Annotated in this window: 16 protein-coding genes; 3 read left to right on the forward strand and 13 right to left on the reverse strand. The window is 72.9% G+C overall.

Features of this window, described 5'->3' with window-relative positions; translation table 11 throughout:
- Nucleotides 1–10 precede the first annotated feature (10 nt).
- The 3 genes from ccrA to ACQY0Z_RS25930 form a co-directional block, all read right to left on the reverse strand.
- The gene (gene ccrA, locus ACQY0Z_RS25920) at nt 11–1,354 is read right to left on the reverse strand and encodes a crotonyl-CoA carboxylase/reductase (RefSeq protein ID WP_189902809.1); all 1,344 of its coding nucleotides are present in this window, start codon (nt 1,352–1,354) and stop codon (nt 11–13) included.
- Between the two features lie 379 nt (nt 1,355–1,733).
- The gene (locus ACQY0Z_RS25925) at nt 1,734–2,549 is read right to left on the reverse strand and encodes a TetR family transcriptional regulator (protein WP_254585800.1); all 816 of its coding nucleotides are present in this window, start codon (nt 2,547–2,549) and stop codon (nt 1,734–1,736) included.
- 163 nt (nt 2,550–2,712) lie between these two features.
- Nucleotides 2,713–4,518, reverse strand: a complete 1,806-nt coding sequence (locus ACQY0Z_RS25930) for a 3-hydroxyacyl-CoA dehydrogenase family protein (RefSeq protein ID WP_254585799.1) — start codon at nt 4,516–4,518, stop codon at nt 2,713–2,715.
- Between the two features lie 350 nt (nt 4,519–4,868).
- Here ACQY0Z_RS25930 and ACQY0Z_RS25935 point away from each other — a divergent pair, with 350 nt between their 5' ends.
- Nucleotides 4,869–5,474, forward strand: a complete 606-nt coding sequence (locus ACQY0Z_RS25935; RefSeq protein ID WP_254585798.1) for an adenylosuccinate lyase — start codon at nt 4,869–4,871, stop codon at nt 5,472–5,474.
- A gap of 19 nt (nt 5,475–5,493) precedes the next feature.
- On the opposite strand, the gene ACQY0Z_RS25940 is transcribed toward ACQY0Z_RS25935, so the two are convergent.
- The 3 genes from ACQY0Z_RS25940 to ACQY0Z_RS25950 form a co-directional block, all read right to left on the reverse strand.
- Nucleotides 5,494–6,045 (reverse strand): GNAT family N-acetyltransferase, encoded by a 552-nt coding sequence (locus ACQY0Z_RS25940; RefSeq protein ID WP_254585797.1) that lies wholly within the window; start codon nt 6,043–6,045, stop codon nt 5,494–5,496.
- A 52-nt stretch (nt 6,046–6,097) separates the two neighbouring features.
- Nucleotides 6,098–7,684 carry an alpha/beta hydrolase gene (locus ACQY0Z_RS25945; RefSeq protein ID WP_189902816.1) on the reverse strand — a complete coding sequence of 529 codons (1,587 nt, stop codon included), beginning with the start codon at nt 7,682–7,684 and terminating at the stop codon, nt 6,098–6,100.
- A 133-nt stretch (nt 7,685–7,817) separates the two neighbouring features.
- Nucleotides 7,818–8,855, reverse strand: a complete 1,038-nt coding sequence (locus ACQY0Z_RS25950; protein WP_439812900.1) for an Rv2578c family radical SAM protein — start codon at nt 8,853–8,855, stop codon at nt 7,818–7,820.
- Nucleotides 8,856–9,015: 160 nt separating this feature from the next.
- Between ACQY0Z_RS25950 and ACQY0Z_RS25955 the strand changes: the two genes are divergently transcribed.
- Nucleotides 9,016–9,462: an SRPBCC family protein gene (locus tag ACQY0Z_RS25955; protein ID WP_189902820.1), complete on the forward strand. Its 447-nt coding sequence runs from the start codon at nt 9,016–9,018 to the stop codon at nt 9,460–9,462.
- A 173-nt stretch (nt 9,463–9,635) separates the two neighbouring features.
- Entirely contained in the window at nt 9,636–12,068 is a 2,433-nt protein-coding gene (locus ACQY0Z_RS25960) for an MFS transporter (protein WP_439812901.1), read from the forward strand.
- A 58-nt stretch (nt 12,069–12,126) separates the two neighbouring features.
- On the opposite strand, the gene ACQY0Z_RS25965 is transcribed toward ACQY0Z_RS25960, so the two are convergent.
- From ACQY0Z_RS25965 to ACQY0Z_RS25995, 7 genes are all read right to left on the reverse strand, one after another.
- Nucleotides 12,127–13,020, reverse strand: a complete 894-nt coding sequence (locus ACQY0Z_RS25965) for an alpha/beta hydrolase (protein WP_381727906.1) — start codon at nt 13,018–13,020, stop codon at nt 12,127–12,129.
- Nucleotides 13,017–14,084 (reverse strand): branched-chain amino acid ABC transporter permease, encoded by a 1,068-nt coding sequence (locus ACQY0Z_RS25970; protein ID WP_189902826.1) that lies wholly within the window; start codon nt 14,082–14,084, stop codon nt 13,017–13,019. Before ACQY0Z_RS25970 ends, ACQY0Z_RS25965 begins: the two co-directional genes overlap by 4 nt.
- A complete protein-coding gene (locus tag ACQY0Z_RS25975; RefSeq protein ID WP_189902828.1) occupies nt 14,081–15,007 on the reverse strand; it encodes a branched-chain amino acid ABC transporter permease in 927 nt (308 codons plus the stop codon). The genes ACQY0Z_RS25970 and ACQY0Z_RS25975 overlap by 4 nt, the downstream gene beginning before the upstream one ends.
- Complete coding sequence (locus ACQY0Z_RS25980; RefSeq protein WP_439812902.1) at nt 15,007–15,747, reverse strand: ABC transporter ATP-binding protein; 741 nt, start codon at nt 15,745–15,747, stop codon at nt 15,007–15,009. The genes ACQY0Z_RS25975 and ACQY0Z_RS25980 overlap by 1 nt, the downstream gene beginning before the upstream one ends.
- Nucleotides 15,744–16,484 carry an ABC transporter ATP-binding protein gene (locus ACQY0Z_RS25985; RefSeq protein ID WP_254585789.1) on the reverse strand — a complete coding sequence of 247 codons (741 nt, stop codon included), beginning with the start codon at nt 16,482–16,484 and terminating at the stop codon, nt 15,744–15,746. Before ACQY0Z_RS25985 ends, ACQY0Z_RS25980 begins: the two co-directional genes overlap by 4 nt.
- A 2-nt stretch (nt 16,485–16,486) precedes the next feature.
- Nucleotides 16,487–17,671 carry a substrate-binding domain-containing protein gene (locus ACQY0Z_RS25990; protein WP_210636560.1) on the reverse strand — a complete coding sequence of 395 codons (1,185 nt, stop codon included), beginning with the start codon at nt 17,669–17,671 and terminating at the stop codon, nt 16,487–16,489.
- A gap of 211 nt (nt 17,672–17,882) precedes the next feature.
- Nucleotides 17,883–18,776 (reverse strand): SDR family oxidoreductase, encoded by an 894-nt coding sequence (locus ACQY0Z_RS25995; RefSeq protein WP_439812903.1) that lies wholly within the window; start codon nt 18,774–18,776, stop codon nt 17,883–17,885.
- Nucleotides 18,777–18,787: the final 11 nt, after the last annotated feature.

The following is an 18,787-nucleotide window of genomic DNA, read 5'->3' on the forward strand; positions in this document are numbered from 1 at the left end:
CCGCCCTGCCTCAGATGTTCCGGAAGCGGTTGATGGCGTCGATGTGCTTGGCCCGCTTCTCGTGGTCGCGCACGCCCAGGCCCTCCTCGGGGGCGAGGCAGAGCACGCCGACCTTGCCCTGGTGGAGGTTGCGGTGCACGTCGTAGGCGGCCTGGCCGGTGTCCTCCAGGGAGTACACCTTGGACAGGGTGGGGTGGATCTTGCCCTTGGCGATGAGGCGGTTGGCCTCCCAGGCCTCGCGGTAGTTGGCGAAGTGGGAGCCGATGATGCGCTTCAGGGACATCCACAGGTAGCGGTTGTCGTACTCGTGCATGTAGCCCGAGGTGGAGGCGCAGGTGGTGATGGTGCCGCCCTTGCGGGTGACGTAGACCGAGGCGCCGAACGTCTCGCGGCCGGGGTGCTCGAAGACGATGTCGATGTCCTCGCCGCCGGTGAGCTCGCGGATGCGCTTGCCGAAGCGCTTCCACTCCTTGGGGTCCTGGGTGTTCTCGTCCTTCCAGAACTTGTAGCCCTCGGCGGAGCGGTCGATGATCGCCTCCGCGCCCATGGAGCGGCAGATCTCCGCCTTCTGCTCGCTGGAGACGACGCAGATCGGGTTGGCGCCGCCGGCCAGCGCGAACTGGGTGGCGTAGGAGCCGAGTCCGCCGCTCGCGCCCCAGATCAGGACGTTGTCGCCCTGCTTCATGCCGGCGCCGTTGCGGGAGACCAGCTGGCGGTAGGCGGTGGAGTTGACCAGGCCCGGCGCGGCGGCCTCCTCCCAGGTGAGGTGGTCCGGCTTCGGCATCAGCTGGTTGGACTTCACCAGCGCGATCTCGGCGAGGCCGCCGAAGTTGGTCTCGAAGCCCCAGATCCGCTGCTCGGGGTCGAGCATCGTGTCGTTGTGGCCGTCGGACGACTCCAGCTCGACGGAGAGACAGTGCGCGACGACCTCGTCGCCCGGGCGCCAGGCGTTGACGCCGGGACCGGTGCGCAGCACGACGCCCGCGAGGTCGGAGCCGATGACGTGGTACGGCTGGTCGTGCCGCTTGGTCAGCTCGCTGAGCCGGCCGTAGCGCTCCAGGAAGCCGAAGGTCGACAGCGGCTCGAAGATCGAGGTCCACACGGAGTTGTAGTTGACCGAGGAGGCCATCACGGCGACCAGGGCCTCGCCGGGGCCCAGTTCGGGCAGCGGCACGTCGTCCAGGTGGAGCGACTTGCGGGGGTCCTTGTCACGGGTGTCGAGGCCCGCGAACATCTCCGTCTCGTCCTTGTGCACGGTGATGCCGCGGTACGACTCGGGGAGCGGCAGGGCGGCGAAGTCCTCCGACGTGGAGTCGGGCGACTGGATGGCGGCCAGGATGTCCTTGACGGTCACGGTGTTGCCTCCGGCGATGGGCGCCCTGAGGGAGGGGCGCTGAGGGTTACGTCGGTGTGCTGCTGAGGGTTGAGGGGTGCCGTCGGTTCGGCGGGTGGTGCTTCGGCAGCGCGTGGTTGCGCGGGAGGTTGCCTGTGACGCAGGCGCCGGACGTGCGGGTGGTGGACCCGCCGGGACTCGCCCGGACTCCTTCAACGTATGGCACGCCGTGTCAGTCGGCAAGGCACTGCGTGCCAGAACTTCGGCTCAGGTGAAATCTTTACGCATCAGATGAGCGATGATCGATCGAAACGCCTCGGAAACGGGGGTGAAAAGGGCTCCTGACATGGCAAAACGGCCACCCCGAAGGGTGGCCGTCATCACAGCGTCGAAAGGCGGTTCAGCGCTCCTTGAGGGCCCGCTCGATGATCTCCATGACCTCCTCCAGCGGGGCGTCGGTGCGCGCGACCGTCACCAGCACCTCGCCGTGCGCGGACGCCGTGGCCGCCTGCGGACGCTGCGGGGCGGCCGTGCGCCGGCCCGCCATGATCCCCGTGCCGAACGTCTTCCGCACGATCGCGAAGGCGTGATCCAGCTGCGCCTCCACGTCGCCCTGGCCGCCCGCCCGCAGCCAGCGCCGCAGCACGTGGTTGTGCGCCGTGACCACGGCGGACGCGGCGACCTCCGCCAGCAGCGGGTCGTCGTTGGCGTCGTCGTCGTGCGCGTGCTCGTCGAAGTGGCCCAGCAGATAGCGGGTGAACAGCCGCTCGTAGCGGGCCACCGAGGCGATCTCCGCCTCCCGCAGGGTGGGCACCTCACGGGTCAGCTTGTAGCGGGCGACCGAGATGTCCGGCCGCGCCGCGTACATCTTCATGACCTCTTTGATGCCCCGGCACACCGTGTCGAGCGGATGCTCGTGCGCGGGCGCGGCGTTGAGCACCGCCTCGGCGCGCACCAGGGTGTCGTCGTGGTCGGGGAAGATCGCCTCTTCCTTGGAGCGGAAGTGGCGGAAGAACGTGCGGCGGGCCACCCCGGCGGCGGCCGCGATCTCGTCGACGGTGGTCGCCTCGTACCCCTTGGTCGCGAACAGCTCCATCGCGGCGGCCGCAAGTTCCCGGCGCATTTTGAGCCGCTGGGCGGCGGCACGCGAGCCGGCGGTCGACTCCGGCGGCTCGGTCGTGGCTGGCGTACGTGCGGACTTGGCGGGCTGGGACATGCCCTGAACGTACTGCATGCGCGCGGCACGGTGCGCGTGACCGGGGGTTCCCCCGCCCTCGGGGGGCGGGGGAGGGGCGGTGCGGGCGGGCGGCGGGAACCGGTCCGGGTCCAGCAGCCCGCCCCATTCGGCACCGCCCGGGATCGGCTCGCCGGGGTACCGCTCAGCGCTTGGCATATTCGCGGAAGCCGCGGCCGGTCTTACGGCCGAGGCAGCCCGCGGCCACCAGGTGCTCCAGCAGGGGCGCAGGGGCCAGCCCCGGGTCGCGGAACTCGCGGTGCAGCACCTTCTCGATGGCCAGCGAGACGTCGAGGCCGACGACGTCCAGCAGCTCGAACGGCCCCATCGGGTAGCCGCCGCCCAGCTTCATCGCGGCGTCGATGTCGTCCAGCGTCGCGTAGTGCTCCTGCACCATCTTGACCGCGTTGTTCAGGTACGGGAACAGCAGCGCGTTCACGATGAACCCGGCCCGGTCGCCGCAGTCCACGGCGTGCTTGCGGATCTTCGCGCAGACCTCGCGCACGGTGGCGTGGACGTCGTCGGCGGTCAGGACCGTGCGCACCACCTCGACCAGCTTCATCGCCGGCGCCGGGTTGAAGAAGTGCATGCCGATCACGTCCTGCGGGCGCGAGGTGGCGCGGGCGCAGGCGACGACCGGGAGGGACGACGTGGTGGTGGCGAGCACCGCGCCGGGCTTGCAGACCTTGTCCAGCGTGGTGAACAGCTGCCGCTTGACCTCCAGGTCCTCGGCGACCGCCTCGACCGCGAGGTCCACGTCGGCGAAGTCGTCGTAGGTGCCCGTCGGACGGATCAGGTCCAGCGTGCCCGCGGCCGCCTCGGCGGTCATCCGGCCCCGGTCGACCGAGCGGGACAGCGACTTGCCGATACGGGCCTTCGCCGCCTGCGCCTTCTCCTCGCTGCGGGCGGCCAGCACGACCTCGAAGCCCGCCTTGGCGAACACCTCGGCAATCCCGGACGCCATCGTGCCCGAGCCGGCCACACCGACCGAGCGCACCGGACGCCCGGCGACGGAGGGGCCGTCCGCGCGCGGGGTGAGGGCGTCCTCCACGACCGTGCCGCTGCCGGGCGCCTCGTACGTGTAGAAGCCGCGGCCCGCCTTGCGGCCGGTCAGGCCCGCCTCGCTGAGCTGCTTGAGGATCGGCGCGGGGGCGTGCAGCCGGTCGCGGGAGGCGGCGTACATGGCGTCCAGGACCGTGCGGGCGGTGTCGATGCCGATCAGGTCGAGCAGTGCCAGCGGGCCCATCGGCAGGCCGCAGCCCAGCCGCATCGCGGCGTCGATGTCCTCACGGGAGGCGTACCGGGCCTCGTACATCGCGGCGGCCTGGTTCAGGTAGCCGAACAGCAGCCCGTCGGCGACGAACCCGGGCCGGTCGCCGACCGCCACCGGCTCCTTGCCCAGGTCCAGGGCGAGGTCGGTGACGGCGCTGACGGCGGCGGGCGCGGTCAGCACGCTGGAGACCACCTCGACCAGCTTCATCGCCGGCGCCGGGTTGAAGAAGTGCATGCCCAGCACGCGCTCCGGGTGCGCGGAGTCGGCGGCGAGCCGGGTCACCGACAGTGCGTTGGTGCCGGTGGCCAGCACGGTCTCCGGCCGCACGATGCCGTCCAGCTCCCGGAAGATCTGCTGCTTGATCTCGTACGACTCCGGGGCGACCTCGATCACCAGGTCGGCGCCGGCCGCGGCCGAGAGGTCCGTGCCGGTGGTGACGCGGGCGAGAAGCTCCGCGCGCTGCTGCTCGGTCAGCCGGCCGCGCCCGACGGCGCGGGCGGTGGAGGCCTCCAGGGCGGCGGCGCACTTCGCGGCCTGCGCCTCGCTGACGTCGATGCCGATCACGTCGCGGCCGGCGGCGGCCAGGACCTCGGCGATGCCGGTGCCCATCGTGCCGAGGCCGACCACGGCGACGGTCCGGAGCGGGGACAAGGGGGTGTCGGACTGGGGAGTGGCCATCGCGGGACTCCAGGAATGAGGGTGACGACGGAAGCAGCGCCCGGGTGCGCCGAGGGGCGCACCGGGTGCGTGCGTGAATGCGGGTGTTGGCCGGGCTGCGAGCGCACACGCCCGGACCGCCGGAGATCCGGCGGCGGATCCGACCGGCCCTGTCCCGGGGCCGAGCCGTACTGCGGTACACGGGTACCGAACCGACTGCGACTCACTGCGGCCGCGTCACCAGACCGCCGTGAGGAGGGTGCGAGTGGGTAACTCGCTCGTCTGAGCTTAACTCGCCGGTAACGAGCGCGCCAGCCCCCGGATTTGTGAGGTGGGTCCCGCGCCCGGTGTGATCCCCCTAACCTCGTCGCATGGACGAAGAGTTGCGAACGCTCACGGACCGCTTACGGGCCGAGTCCGGCGGCACGGCCGCGTTCGAGCGGCTGGCCGCCACGGACGACCACGACATCCTGGCCGGCGTCCTCACCGCCCCCGGACAGCCGCTCTGGGCGCGTGAACTGGCCGCGTACCGGCTCGGGACGGCGGGCGACCGGCGGGCCTTCGAGGCGCTGGTGCTCCTCCTCAACCACCGCGACCCGCCCCGCTGCGCCGCCGCCGCGCACGCCCTGGCCCGCCTCGGCGACCCGCGCACCGCCCGCGCCGCGGCCGCCCTCGCCACCAACGAACTCCGCGTCGCCTACGCCCTGCACCCGGTGCGCCTCCTGGCCGAGCTGCGCGCCCCCGAGGCGGCCCCGGCCCTGATCACCACCCTCCGCCGCCGGCTGCGCCCGCACGACCCCTACCGCCGGGTCGCGCTCGCCTGCGTGGAGGGCCTGGGCGAACTCGGCGACCCCCGCGCGGAGTCCGTGCTGAACGAGGCGCTCGCCCACCCGGCGCTCGCGGAGGCCGCGGTGCACGCCCTGGCCCGCATTCCGCACCAGGGGAGCGCCCGGGGGCGGATCCCGGGGCAGCGCTGACGTGTGACGGGCCGTCAGCTCAGGCTGTGCGCGCGTACCGCACCTCGGGGACCTGGACCCCGGCCACCTCGAACGGCTCCTCCGTGCCGTCCGGCGTGAAGCCCGCCGCCTCGTAGAAGCGGCGGGCGCGCGCGTTGCTCTCGAACACCCACAGGAACACCCGCGGATACCCGGCCGCCGCGCAGCGCCCCTTCACCTCGGCCATCAGGGCGCGGCCCACGCCCTGCCCGATCCGCTCGGGCGCCAGGTACAGCGCGTACAGCTCGCCGTCGCCGGTCCTCACGTCGCCGTCCCGGTACGGCCCGTACGCGGCCCATCCGGCGAGCGTGCCGTCCGCCGCCTCGGCGACCAGGTTCACCACGCTGCCGTCCCCGGCGGCGAGCCGCGCCCGCTGCTTCTCCGCCTCCGCCGCGACGTCCATCGCGTCCAGATACGCCTGCGGGATCGTCCCCCGGTACGCGTACCGCCACCCCCGGACCCGTATCGCGGCGACCGCGTCGCTGTCGTCGGGGGTCATGGGACGGACGCGGACGGACTCGGGGGCGGACGCGCGGGTCATGTGGGTGGTCATGAGGGGCATCATGACCCACCGCGCCGCGCGTCCGCCCCCGAGTTTCGGCGGGTCAGACACGGGGGCCGAGCAGCCCGTGGAGGACCGAGCCGCGGGCCGTGCCCGGGGCCGCCTTCGACGTCAGCGGCTTGGGGTCGGGCAGCGCCTCGCACACCGCGTCGGCGTCCCCGTGGCTGCCGCGCGGCAGCGTGCCGTCGGCGAGATAGGCCGCCAGGTGCCGGTCGAGGCAGGCGTTGCCGCTCAGCGTGATGCCGTGGTTGCCGCCGCCCGACTCGACCACCAGGCTCGACCGCTCCAGCCTGCGGTGCACCGTGACGGCGCCCTGGTACGGGGTGGCCGCGTCGTCCGTGGCCTGGAACAGCAGCGCGGGCGGCACCTGGCTCGTGGTGTTGATCCGCTCCGGCCGCGCCGGCTCGACCGGCCAGTACGCGCACGGCGCGTTGTACCAGGCGTTGTTCCAGGACATGAACGGCGCCCGCTCGTACATCTCCCAGTTGTCCTTGCGCCACTGCGCCCAGTCCCGCGGCCAGACGGCGTCCCGGCACTCGACGGACGTGTAGACGCTGTAGCCGTTGTCCCCGGCGACGTCGGTCGCGCCGAAGTTCTCGTACGCCTCGACCAGCGGTCCGTCGTCCTTGTCGTTGACGTACGAGGAGAAGGCCTCGGCCAGGTAGGGCCAGTAGCCGTTGTAGTAGCCGCCCGGGACGTACGTGTCCTCCAGTTCGGCCGGGCCGACCTTCCCGCCGGCCGGGTTCTCCTTCAGCGCGGACCGCATCGCGTACCAGGCGGCCTCGGTCTTCTCCGCGTCGGTGCCGAGGCGGTAGGTGGCGTCGTTCTTGGCGACCCAGTCCATGAAGGCGCGGTGGCGGGCGTTGAACGCCTGGTTCTGGTCGAGGTTGGAGTCGTACCAGACGCCCGTGGGGTCGACCACGGAGTCCAGCACGAGGCGCCGCACCCGCTGCGGATAGAGCTTGGCGTACACGGTGCCGAGGTAGGTGCCGTAGGAGTAGCCGAAGTAGTTGATCCGCTCCGCGCCCAGCGCCTGCCGGATCACGTCCAGGTCGCGCGCGGCGGCCGTGGTGGTCATGTGCGGCAGCAGGTCCCCGTACTTGCGGCCGCAGGCCTCGGCGAAGGACTTCGCGCGGTCCAGGTTGGCCTGCTCCACCTCGGGCGAGGTCGGGACCGAGTCGGGGCGTACGGCGTCGAAGTGGCCCGGCGCGCAGTCGAGCGCGGGGCGGCTGTCGCCCACGCCGCGCGGGTCGAAGCCGACGACGTCGTACTCGGCGGCGACCTCCTTCGGCAGCGACGCGGCGACGAACCCGGCGAGGGTCAGTCCGCTGCCGCCCGGGCCGCCCGGGTTCACCAGCAGCGGGCCCTGGTACTTCTTCGCGGTGTGCGGGATGCGCGACAGCGCCAGCGTGATCGTGCGCCCGGAGGGGTCGGCGTGGTCCAGCGGCACCTCGACGGACGCGCACTGCAGCGTCGGGTAGTCGTCGGTGCCGCACTTCTTCCAGGCGAGTGTGGTGGCGCGGGACGTCTCCGGGGCGTGCGGGGCGCCTGCCTCGGCGGGCACGGCCGTGAGGCCCGAGGCGACGACGACGGCGGCGGCGCCGCACAGCACGGCTGCGCGTTTCTTCATGGTTCTCCCAGGACGAGATGTCGCGGACCGTGCAGAACACGGTTCACGCGGCATCGTCCCGGAGCGGCGCCCCACCTGAACGCGTTCCGCCGGTACGTGACCCGATCGGGCCGCCGGATGCGCCCGGATGCCCTCAGAGCAGCGTCAGCTGGGTCGGCAGCCCCGTCTCCGGCTCCTCCGGCGCCGTGGCCGGGATGCGGCGCGGGGTGCCCGCGCGGGCCGGGCCGATGCCGTACTCCCGGGCCAGGTCGTGCACCTGACGTGTGATCCGGCGCTGGTACCAGCGGGGCGCGTAGGCGCCCTCCGCGTACAGCCGCTCGTAGCGGGCCACCAGGTGCGGGTGGTGCCGGGCCAGCCAGGACATGAACCACTCGCGGGCGCCGGGCCGCAGATGCAGCACCAGCGGCGTGACCGAGGTGGCGCCCGAGGCCGCGATGGCCCGCACGGTCGCCCTCAGCTGGTCGGGCCGGTCGCCCAGGAACGGGATCACCGGCGCCATGAGCACCCCGCAGCCGATGCCGGCGTCGGTGAAGGCCCGCACCACGTCCAGCCGCCGCTCGGGCGCCGGGGTGCCCGGCTCGACCGTGCGCCACAGCTCCTCGTCGGTGAAGCCCACCGACACCGAGACGCCGACGTCGGTCACGTCGGCGGCCTGCCGCAGCAGGGGCAGGTCGCGCAGGATCAGCGTGCCCTTGGTCAGGATCGAGAAGGGGTTGGCGTGGTCGCGCAGCGCCTCGATGATGCCGGGCATCAGCCGGTAGCGGCCCTCCGCCCGCTGGTAGCAGTCGACGTTGGTGCCCATGGCTATGTGCTCCCCGTGCCAGGAGCGGGAGGCGAGCCGGTGGCGCAGCAGCTCGGGCGCGTTCACCTTGACCACGATCTGGCTGTCGAAACCGAGCCCCGTGTCCAGGTCGAGGTAGCTGTGGGTCTTGCGGGCGAAGCAGTAGACGCAGGCGTGGGTGCAGCCCCGGTAGGGGTTCACCGTCCATTCGAACGGCATGCGGGAGGCACCCGGCACCCGGTTGACGATGGAGCGGGCCCGGATCTCGTGGAACGTGATGCCGCGGAATTCGGGCGTGTCGAAGGTGCGGGTTGTGACCGCGTCCGCGCCGAACAGCGCGGTGTCGGCACGGCCGTGTTCGGAGTCCGGTGAGAGGTTCTCCCAGCGCATGACGCCTCCTCGGTGTCGCTGTCGCACAGAATAGAACACATGTTCCCTTGATCGTGCGAGCGACATCTTCGGTCAGTTCCGGAACCCCGATTTGGGCGGCGGACGCGGGGGGTGGTTGGCTGTGCCCCGACCCTGGAGAACCGAGCCCTGGAGGATTGCGATGGCGCAGGTCGAGGCCACTACGGAGCGGATCGTCGCGGCGGACGCGGACACGGTGTTCGACGCCCTCGCCGACTACAGCGGCACCCGCGCCAAGCTGCTGCCCGAGCAGTTCAGCGAGTACGAGGTCCGCGAGGGCGGCGACGGCGAGGGCACCCTCGTGCACTGGAAGCTCCAGGCCACCAGCAAGCGGGTGCGCGACTGCCTCCTCGAGGTCACCGAGCCCACCGACGGCGAGCTGGTCGAGAAGGACCGCAACTCCTCCATGGTCACCACCTGGCGGGTCACCCCGGCCGGCGAGGGACGCGCCCGGGTCGTCGTCACCTCCGTGTGGAACGGCGCGGGCGGCATCGGCGGCTTCTTCGAGCGCACCTTCGCCCCCAAGGGCCTCGCCCGCATCTACGACGCGGTGCTGGCCCGGCTGGAAGCCGAAGTCGGGAAGAAGTAGACCCGGTCGCTCGTCGTCGCCCAACTCCGTTCATCTGAAGAGGAGTTGGCGCTTCCGTCACCGGTTCGGGTGATCTCTCGACGGACCGACTCTGTGCCGTAACTCGTCGTGCTTGCTCGTAGTTGTCGCTTTTACGCGGGAATTGTCCAGCAGTGCGACGAGGGGAGCGGCACGTGGGCGGGATCACTCTGACGCAGGACGAGCCGGTCACGGCTCCATCGGCCGGGGGGCCGTATCCCCCCGCGCCACCGGCCGGGGACCCTCCGTCCCCGGCCGCGGAGAGCGGGCCGGCCCTGAGCCCCGCCCGGGTCCGGCTCGTCTTCCTCGCGCTGATGCTGGCGCTGCTGCTCGCCGCGCTCGAGCAGATGATCGTCGCCACGGCCCTGCCGAGGATCGTCGGCGAGCTGCACGGCCTGGACAAGATGTCCTGGGCCATCACCGCCTATCTGCTCACCGCCACCGTCGGACTGCCGGTGTACGGCAAGCTCGGCGACCAGTTCGGCCGCAAGGGCGTGTTCCAGTTCGCCATCCTCGTCTTCGTCGTCGGCTCCGCGCTGGCCGGCCGCGCCACGACGATGGACCAGCTCATCGCCTACCGCGCGGTGCAGGGCGTCGGCGCGGGCGGCCTGATGATCGGCGTCCAGGCGATCATCGCGGACATCGTGCCCGCACGGCAGCGCGGCCGCTTCATGGGGCTGATCGGCGCCGCCTTCGGACTCGCGTCGGTCGCCGGACCGCTCCTCGGCGGCTACTTCACCGACCATCATTCCTGGCGCTGGTGCTTCTACATCAACGTGCCCTTCGGCCTGCTCACCATGGTCGTCGTCGCCCTGGTGCTGAAGCTGCCCAAGCCGACGGGCAGGCGCCGCTTCGACGTGCTCGGCACGCTGCTGCTCACGGCCGCCTCCACCTGCCTGGTCCTGCTCACCAGCTGGGGCGGCACCGAGTACGCCTGGGACTCCCGCGTCGTGCTGGGCCTCGGCGCGGGCGCCGTCGCGGCCACCGCCGCCTTCCTGGCCGTCGAGCGGTTCGCCGTCGAACCGCTCATCCCGCTGCGGCTGTTCCGCGACTCCGTCTTCAACGTCACCGGTCTGGTGGGCCTCGTGGTCGGCGTCGCCCTGTTCGGCGCCGCCAGCTATCTGCCCACCTACCTCCAGATGGTCGACGGCGCCTCGGCGACCGAGTCCGGGCTGCTGATGCTGCCCATGATGGGCGGCATCGTCGGCACGTCCATCGTCTCCGGGCAGATGATCAGCCGCTCAGGCCGCTACCGCAGTCACCCGATCGTCGGCTCCGCCCTGTCCGTCGTCGGCATGTGGCTGCTGTCCCGTCTGGAGACCGGTACGCCCCGACTGCACTACAGCGTCTGGATGTTCGTCCTCGGCGCCGGCATCGGCATGGTGATGCCGGTCCTCGTCCTCGCCGTGCAGAACTCGGTGCGCCCCGCCGACCTCGGCACCGCCACCAGCGCCAACAACTACTTCCGGCAGATCGGCGGCAGCGTCGGCGCCGCCGTCTTCGGCACCCTGTTCGCCGGCCGGCTCACCGACGCGCTCGCCGAGCGGCTCCCGGCCGGCGCGGCAGGGGCGCCGGCCGACGCCGAGTCGATCACCCCCGAGCTCGTGCACGCCCTGCCGCCCGAGCTGCGCGACGCCTACGTCCAGGCCTACGCGGACGCCATGCCGCGCATCTTCCTGTACCTCGTGCCGGTGCTCGTCCTCGGCCTGCTCATCGCCTTCTTCCTCAAGGAGAAACCACTGGTGTCCCACCACACCCCCACCGTCGGCCCGGTCCAGGAAGCACCGCACTTCGAGGCGCGCGTACCGTCCGCGCGCAGCGCGCAGAGCGGCGGCATCCCCGTCTGCGGCACCGTCCAGCACCCCGACGGCACCCCCGTGCCCCGCGCGGCGCTCACCCTCATCGACGTCCAGGGCCAGCAGACCGGACGCGGCGCGAGCGGCGCCGACGGGCGGTACGCGCTGGCCACCCCCGGACCGGGCCCGTACGTCCTGATCGCCGCCGCGGGCGGTCACCAGCCGCAGGCGGTCTCCGTGACCGTCGGCGAGCGGCCCGTCGAGCTCGACGTCGTCCTCGGCGGCGCGGGCCGGCTGGCGGGCAGCGTCGTCACCGCCGACGGCACACCCGTACGGGACGCCGCCGTCACCCTCACCAACGTGCACGGGGAGGTCGTCGCCGGCACCCGCAGCGGCCGCGAGGGCGGCTACGTCATCACCGAACTCGTCGCCGGGGAGTACACCCTCGCGGCCAGCGCGCCCGCGTTCCGCCCTGCCGCCCTGCCGGTCACCGTGCAGGCCGCGCGGGAGACCCGCCAGGACGTCGAGCTGGCGGGCGGCGCCGTGCTGCGCGGCACCGTGCGGGCCGGCGGGGGACGGCCGGTGGAGGACGCGCGGGTCACGCTGCTGGACGCGGCGGGCAACGTCGTCGACACCCTCACCACCGGACCCGACGGCACCTTCCGCTTCGTCGACCTGTCCTCAGGCGAGTACACGGTCATCGCCGCCGGTTATCCGCCGGTCGCCACCGTGCTCCAGGTGGCCGGCGGGGGCCGCACCGAACGCGACCTCCAACTCGGGCACGAGGACTGAGCGCACCCCCTGCCGGTGGACCGGAGCCGCCCCCCTGCGCGGCTCCGGTCCACGTCCGTCACCCCGCGGCCGTCAGCGCGTCCCGTACGGCCGAGGCGATCTCCTCCACGGCCGGCGGGAAGATGATCGAGTAGTGGTTGGTGCCGTCGATCCGGCGGGCCGGCAGCCGCGCCGGGTCCAGGGCCGCCGCGGCGACCCGCCCGGCGTCGTACAGCGCCTGCGGCTCGTCGAGCAACCCCCGCTCCGCCCACAGCAGTTCGCCGCGCACCTGCGGCTGGTGCACCGCGGCCAGCGTCTCCGCGTCGCCGAGCACGTCCGCGCCGTCCGCGCGCACCGCCTCCAGCACACAGCTGCTGCGCAGCTCGGGCGCCGTGCCCGTCAGGTCCCGCGTCACATAACCCGTCACGTGCGGGCCCCAGTGCGGGCCGAGCGCCGGGTGGGCGCGGAAGAACGCCAGATAGTCCTCCGCGCTCGCGAACGTCATCGACAGCCGGTCCATCGCCGGGCCGATCACCGCCTTCAGCAGCGCGTCGATGTCGGCGCCCTCGGGCGGCGGGAAGCCGAGACCGCCGTCGACCAGCACCACGCGCGGGAAGCGGTCCGGGTGCCGGGCGGCGGCCAGCGCGGCCACGAACGCGCCCATCGAGTGGCCCACCAGGACCGCCCGTTCGCACCCCAGGTGGTCGAGCAGCGCCACCGTGTCGTCCACGTGCGCGCCCAGCCCGTACGGCCCCGGCAGCCCCGCGCTCCCGGCACGGCCCCGCAGGTCCGGGGCGTAGAGGTCGGCGCCGGGCAGGGCGTCGGCCAGGGCGGCGTAGGCGAGCGAGTTGGCGGTGATGCCGTGCAGGGCGACGACGGGCGGTCCTTCGCCCGGCCAGTGGGTGACGGCGAGCCGGCCGCCCCGGACGGGGGCGGTGAGGTCCCGCGCGAGGGCGGAGCCGGAGGTGGTCATGCGTTTCTCCTTCGGCCGAGGGCGGTGATGCCGCCGGGGGCCAGATAGACGGCCAGGACGAAGAGGCTGCCCAGGATCAGCATCGGTTCCACCCCCAGGTCCCAGCCGCCGAGCCGCTGGTCGAGGTAGGTGAACAGCACGCCGCCCACGATCGGCCCCCAGCGGGTGCCGCTGCCGCCCAGCACCACCATCACCAGCAGGGTCAGGGTGAACTCGGGCGTGGAGGTGTGCGGGGTGGCGCCCGCGGTCACCAGCAGGTGCAGCACCCCGCCGAGCACCGCCAGGGACGACGCCAGCACGAACGCGCCCAGCTTGTGCGCGAACGGACTGCGGCCGAGGACGGCCACCCGCTGCTCGTTGTCCCGGATCGCCTGCCACACCCGGCCGGCCGGACGGGCGGTCACCGTCCACACCACGCCCGCCACCAGGACCAGATAGGCGAGCGCCAGCCAGTACACGTTCACGGTGTTCTGCACCCCGACCAGGGCGTCCGGCACCCCGTCGACGTACAGCGGCAGGCCCTCCTCGCCTCCGGTGAGGCCGCCCGGGTTGCGTTCCACGTAGATGGAGCCGGCCTGCGCGAAGGCCAGGGTGACCATCGCGAAGCCGACGCTGCCGAGGGCGAGGGTGCGCAGCGACACGGCGCCCAGGACGAGCGCGGCCAGCGCCCCGAGCACCAGGGTGAGCAGCGCGGCGGGCAGCAGCCCCAGGCCCAGCTCGGTCATCGCGAGCTGCGTGCCGTAGCTGCCCCCGGCGATGTAGAGGGCGTGCCCGAAGGACAGCAGCCCGGTGCGGCCGAACATCAGGTCGTAGCCGAGCGCGAGCGCGCCGAAGACCAGGCACAGCGCGAACAGCTGCAGCGAGCCGGGGGAGTTGACCGGCCCGTCGAGCAGCACCGGGATGTCCAGCGCCGAGTACGGCAGCAGCGCGAGGACCAGCAGCACCGCCACCGGGACGGTCGCCGGGCGCAGCCGGCGCAGCAGCCCGTCCCTGGCGTCCGGCGCGTCCTTCACGGCCGGAGCCGGGGCGGCGGGGGTGGCCCGCGGGGTGCGGGTGGCGGTCATGCCGTGCCTCCTGCGGATCGGGTGCGGGGTGCGGAGAGGGCGCGGCGCAGCCGCGTCAGCGGCGACCCGGTCCCGGCGGCCGGGCGGGACAGCACCACCGCGGCCAGCAGGGCCACGACGGCCAGGTCGCCGTAGCCGCCCGCGTAGTAGTTGGCGTACTGCTGCACCAGGCCCACGGTGAGCGCGGACAGCGCGACGTTCGTGATCGAGACGAGACCGCCGATGATCACCACGACGAACGCGAACACCAGCAGCGAGGTCCCCTGGTGGGGGGAGAGCGAGCCGAAGTAGAGGCCGCCGAGCACGCCGGCCAGGCCCGCGAGGGCGCCGCCGAGCGCGAACACCAGCGTGAAGGCGCGGGTGACGTCGATGCCGAGCGCCGTGACCATCGCGCGGTCCTCCACCCCGGCGCGGACGATCAGCCCGTAACGGGTGCGGGACAGGAACAGATGGATGCCGGCCAGCACCAGCAGCGCCACCGCGATCAGCAGGAACCGGTTCACCGGCACGCGCGCGCCCAGGATGCCCATGGTGCCGGAGAGCGCGTCGGGCACCGGGAAGGGCCGGGCGTCGGCGCCCCAGACCGTCTGCACCAGGGCCGGGACGGCGAGCGACAGGCCGACGGTCACCAGGATCTGCTCCTTCACCCGGCCGTACAGCCGCCGGATGAGGACCAGTTCGACCACCGCCGCCAGCAGCAGCCCGGTGAGGGTGCCGACGACGGCGGCGAGCAACAGCCCCGGCATCCCGCCGACCGTCTCGGCGGTGCGCCACGCGGTGTAGACGGAGACGGTGAGGAACGCGCCGTGCGCGAAGTTCAGCACGTCCATCAGCCCGAAGATCAGGGCGAGTCCGGAGGCGATGAGGAAGTACAGGGCTCCCAGACCGAGGCCGGTCAGGGTGAGCAGGACGAGGGTGTCCATCAGGCAGCTCCGTGGTCCGGGCGGCTGCCGACGCCCAGCAGCGCGGTCGTACGGGCGGTGTCGGCGAGCAGGTCGCGGGCGTCGCCGGTGTGCACCACCCGGCCGGCGTCCAGCACCACCGCGCTGCGCGCCAGCCGCCGCACCACGGCGAGGTTCTGCTCGACCAGCAGCAACGGCACGCGCTCGGCGGCCCGTTCGAGCACCTCGGCGGCCTCGGTGACCACGCGGGGCGCGAGGCCCTTGGTGGGCTCGTCGACGACGACGAGGGTGTTGTCGTTGAGCAGGGTCCGGGCGAGGGCGACCATCTGCTGCTGGCCGCCGGACAGGGTGCCGGCACGCTGGTCGCGGCGGGCGGCAAGCTCTGGGAACAGGTCGTGCACCACGTCGTAGCGGTGCTCGTGCCCGGGGCGTTCGGCCAGCGCGAGGTTCTCGGCGACGGTGAGCCCGGCGAACACCCCCCGGTCCTCGGGGGCGTAGCCGATGCCGCGCCGCACGGTGCGGTGGGTGGGCTCGTGGGTGATGTCGTCGCCGGCGAAGGTGACGCGGCCCGCGGTGACCCGGCCGCCGTCGGGCAGCAGGCCCAGCACCGCGCGGATGGTCGTCGTCTTGCCGACGCCGTTGCGGCCCAGCAGCGCGGTCACGCCGGAGACGGGCACGTCGAAGGTGACGCCGGTGAGGATGCGGGACCCGGCGATGTCCACGTCGAGGCCCTCGACGCGCAGGATCGGTGGCGCGGTCACAGCTCGTCTCCCAGATAGGCCTGCTGGACGGTGACGTCCGCCATCACCTCGGCGGGGCTCGCGGCGGCGAGCAGCCGCCCGTGGTGCATCACGGCCACCCGGTCGGCGAGGCCGAGGACCACGTCCATGTGGTGCTCGACCAGCAGCACCGTGCGGCCCTCGTCGCGGTGCAACGACCTGATCAAGTCGGTGAGTTCGGCGGTCTCCTCGGAGGCCACCCCGGCCATCGGCTCGTCCAGCAGCATCAGCCGCGCCCCGGCCGAGCCCGCGCCCAGGGTGGGCGCGAGCAGCATCGCCAGCTCCAGCTTGCGCTTGTCGCCGTGCGAGAGGCCGGCCGCGAGATCCCCGGCACGGTGCGCCAGCCGGACCCGCTCCAGCACGCCGGTGACGTCCGCCGTGCCGACCCGGCGCACCCCGGCGGACCGGGCGGCCAGGTCGACGTGCTCGGCGACCGTCATCGTGGGGAACACCGAGGACGACTGGAAGGTCCGCCCGATGCCCCGGCGCACCCGGCGGTGCGGGGGCAGGGCGGTGACGTCGTGGCCGTCGAGCAGGACGGCGCCGCCGGTCGGCCGGGTCAACCCGGTGATCAGGTTGAACAGGGACGTCTTGCCCGCCCCGTTGGGGCCGATGACGGCGAGGAGTTCGCCCTCGCGCACGGCGAGCGACACCCCGTCGATGATGTCGGCGCCCCCCACCGACCAGCACAGCCGGTCCAGTTGCAGTACGGGCGTCATGCTCAGCCGATCCTCGTCTCGGCGGGCGCGACCTGCTCGGCCGTGAACGTCCGCGCCACCTCGGGCATGTCCGCGGCGGTGAACCGCGCCTGGAACGTGGGCTGGAGCAGCGCGTGGTCGGCGGCGCGCACGGTGTTCGGCCCCTTCACCCCGGAGAACGAGAAGCCCTCCAGCGCCTTCACCATGGCGTCGGTGTCGCCCTTCGCGCCGCCCGCGCGGACCGCCTCGACGACCATCTGCGCCGCGTTGAACCCGTCCGGGGTGAACAGGTCCTCCTCCCACTTCTTCGCCTTGAAGTACGACCGCATCGCCTTGGCCTCCGGGGTCTCGGCGGCGCCGGGGACGTAGTGGGCGAGCAGCGTGACCTTCTCGCGCGCCTTGCCGAAGACCGGGTAACTCGCCCTGCTGTCCAGGCCGGTGACGACGGTGGCGGCATCGAGCACGCCCTGCTGGTCGAGGGTCGACCACATCGACTGGGCGGTGTCCCCGGCCCACGCGACGAACACCATGTCCGGCCGGGCCGCCTTCACCTTGCTCGCCACCGGGGTCAGGTCGGTGGCGGCGGGCGGCGCCAGCACCTCGCTCACGGTGGTGCCGCCGGTGCCGAGCACGGACTTCACGGCGGCGGCGTTGGCCTGGCCGAAGGCGTTGTCCTGGGCCAGCACCACGACCTTCTTGCCCTTGGAGCCGCCCAGGATGTTCTTCGCGGTCAGCACGTCCTGGTAGGTCTGCCGGCCGGAGCGGAAGGTGTAGCGGTTGACGCCGGTCAGCGCGTCCGTGGCGGCGGGCCCGCTGATGTAGAGCGTCTTGTTCTGCGCCGCGACGGGCGCGATCTGCGTGGCCACGCCGGAGACGGCGGAGCCCGCGATGATCGGCACGCCCTGCCCGATGCGCTTCTTGGCCAGGGAGACGCCCTTGGCGGGGTCGCCGCCGTCGTCGTCCTTGAGCAGGGTGATCTTCACGCCGTCGACGGCGCCCGTGCCGTCGGTCGCGTGGTCGAGGCCGGCCTCGAAGCCGTGCAGATACTGTTCGCCGTACGAGGCCAGCGGGCCGCTGGTCGAGGTGATGAGGGCGACCTTCACCTCCTCGGCGCCGGAGGCGGTGCTGCTGCCGGGGCTGGAGCAGCCGGCGGTGAAGGCGGTGGCGAGCAGGGCCACGGCGGCGGACAGGACAAGGGGTCTACGCATGACCGAACGGCTCCTCGGTGCGACGGCGGACGACGCCAGCGGCACGATCCGTCACGGGTGATCACTGTGCGCTGAGCGGTACCCGGCAGTGTGATCCGCGTCAGTATCCGGCCACAATGTGGCCCGCACACACGTAACAGTGCTCAACCGTGGTGTTTGCACATGTCGTTGCGGCGCGAGGGCAGGGAGCGTCGTCTCAGATGCCCGCCGGTCAGGACGTTCCGCGGCTCCGGGCGGCGGCCTGGTCCGCGAGACCGCCCGCGCCCAGCAGTCCCGTCGCCTCGAACGGCTCGGCGGCGGCCAGCCGGGGCAGTTCACGCCGGGACAGCGCCGTCACCACCGTCGGCATCGCCCCGCGCACCAGCTGCGTCGCGCGCAGCCACCCGGGCACGTACACCGACGGACGGCGCCGCTCCACCGCGTCCACCAGCCGCCCCGCCACATGCTCCGCCGGGTACACCTTCCGCGCGGGCGGCGGCATGTGGCCGCGCAGCTCGCGCAGCACCGCGTGCTCGTCCACCCCGCGGATCATGTCGGTGTCCGTCCAGTTGATGTAGGCGATGCCCACGGCGACATGACGGTGCGCCATCTCCGCGCGCAGGGAGTGCGCGAACGCCTCGACGCCCGCCTTGGAGGCGCAGTACGCGCTCATCATCGGCGCCGAGCCGATCGACGCCAGCGACGCCACCTGGAGGAAGTAGCCGCCGGTGCTCATCAGATCGCCGAGGAACGTGCGGGCGGTGGACGCGCTGCCGACCAGGTTCACCTCGATCACCCGCCGCCACACCGCCGGATCCGACTCGGCGAACGGGCCACCCTCGGCGACCCCCGCGTTGGCGACCACGACCGACGGCGGCCCGAGACGTGCCCGGATGTCCGCGCCGGTCTCCGCGAGGCCCTCGTCGTCCGTGACGTCGACCTCCCAGCAGCCGCCCCCGCCGGGCAGCTCGTCCCGCACCTGCCGCAGCGTCCGCTCCTCCCGGCCGAGCAGCGCCACCTTCATGCCGCGCGCGGACAGCTCGCGGGCCAGCGCCGCGCCCAGGCCGCGGGCCGCGCCGGTGACGACGGCGGTCCTTCCCTCCAGCGGGTTCCGGGTCCGCGGCATGCGACGCTCCT

Source organism: Streptomyces sp. P9-2 (assembly GCF_051903975.1).
GTDB classification, from domain to species: domain Bacteria; phylum Actinomycetota; class Actinomycetes; order Streptomycetales; family Streptomycetaceae; genus Streptomyces; species Streptomyces cellulosae.

What these genes read in the sequence shown, in the direction of transcription:
- ACQY0Z_RS25955 (WP_189902820.1), top strand. Translation starts at nt 9,016, where the DNA reads ATGGCGCAGGTCGAGGCCACTACGGAGCGGATCGTCGCGGCGGACGCG.
- ACQY0Z_RS25940 (WP_254585797.1), bottom strand. Translation starts at nt 6,045, where the DNA reads ATGACCACCCACATGACCCGCGCGTCCGCCCCCGAGTCCGTCCGCGTC.
- ACQY0Z_RS25975 (WP_189902828.1), bottom strand. Translation starts at nt 15,007, where the DNA reads ATGGACACCCTCGTCCTGCTCACCCTGACCGGCCTCGGTCTGGGAGCC.
- ACQY0Z_RS25985 (WP_254585789.1), bottom strand. Translation starts at nt 16,484, where the DNA reads ATGACGCCCGTACTGCAACTGGACCGGCTGTGCTGGTCGGTGGGGGGC.
- ACQY0Z_RS25945 (WP_189902816.1), bottom strand. Translation starts at nt 7,684, where the DNA reads ATGAAGAAACGCGCAGCCGTGCTGTGCGGCGCCGCCGCCGTCGTCGTC.
- ACQY0Z_RS25970 (WP_189902826.1), bottom strand. Translation starts at nt 14,084, where the DNA reads ATGACCGCCACCCGCACCCCGCGGGCCACCCCCGCCGCCCCGGCTCCG.
- ACQY0Z_RS25930 (WP_254585799.1), bottom strand. Translation starts at nt 4,518, where the DNA reads ATGGCCACTCCCCAGTCCGACACCCCCTTGTCCCCGCTCCGGACCGTC.
- ACQY0Z_RS25990 (WP_210636560.1), bottom strand. Translation starts at nt 17,671, where the DNA reads ATGCGTAGACCCCTTGTCCTGTCCGCCGCCGTGGCCCTGCTCGCCACC.
- ACQY0Z_RS25925 (WP_254585800.1), bottom strand. Translation starts at nt 2,549, where the DNA reads ATGTCCCAGCCCGCCAAGTCCGCACGTACGCCAGCCACGACCGAGCCG.
- ACQY0Z_RS25935 (WP_254585798.1), top strand. Translation starts at nt 4,869, where the DNA reads ATGGACGAAGAGTTGCGAACGCTCACGGACCGCTTACGGGCCGAGTCC.
- ACQY0Z_RS25995 (WP_439812903.1), bottom strand. Translation starts at nt 18,776, where the DNA reads ATGCCGCGGACCCGGAACCCGCTGGAGGGAAGGACCGCCGTCGTCACC.
- ACQY0Z_RS25965 (WP_381727906.1), bottom strand. Translation starts at nt 13,020, where the DNA reads ATGACCACCTCCGGCTCCGCCCTCGCGCGGGACCTCACCGCCCCCGTC.
- ACQY0Z_RS25950 (WP_439812900.1), bottom strand. Translation starts at nt 8,855, where the DNA reads ATGCGCTGGGAGAACCTCTCACCGGACTCCGAACACGGCCGTGCCGAC.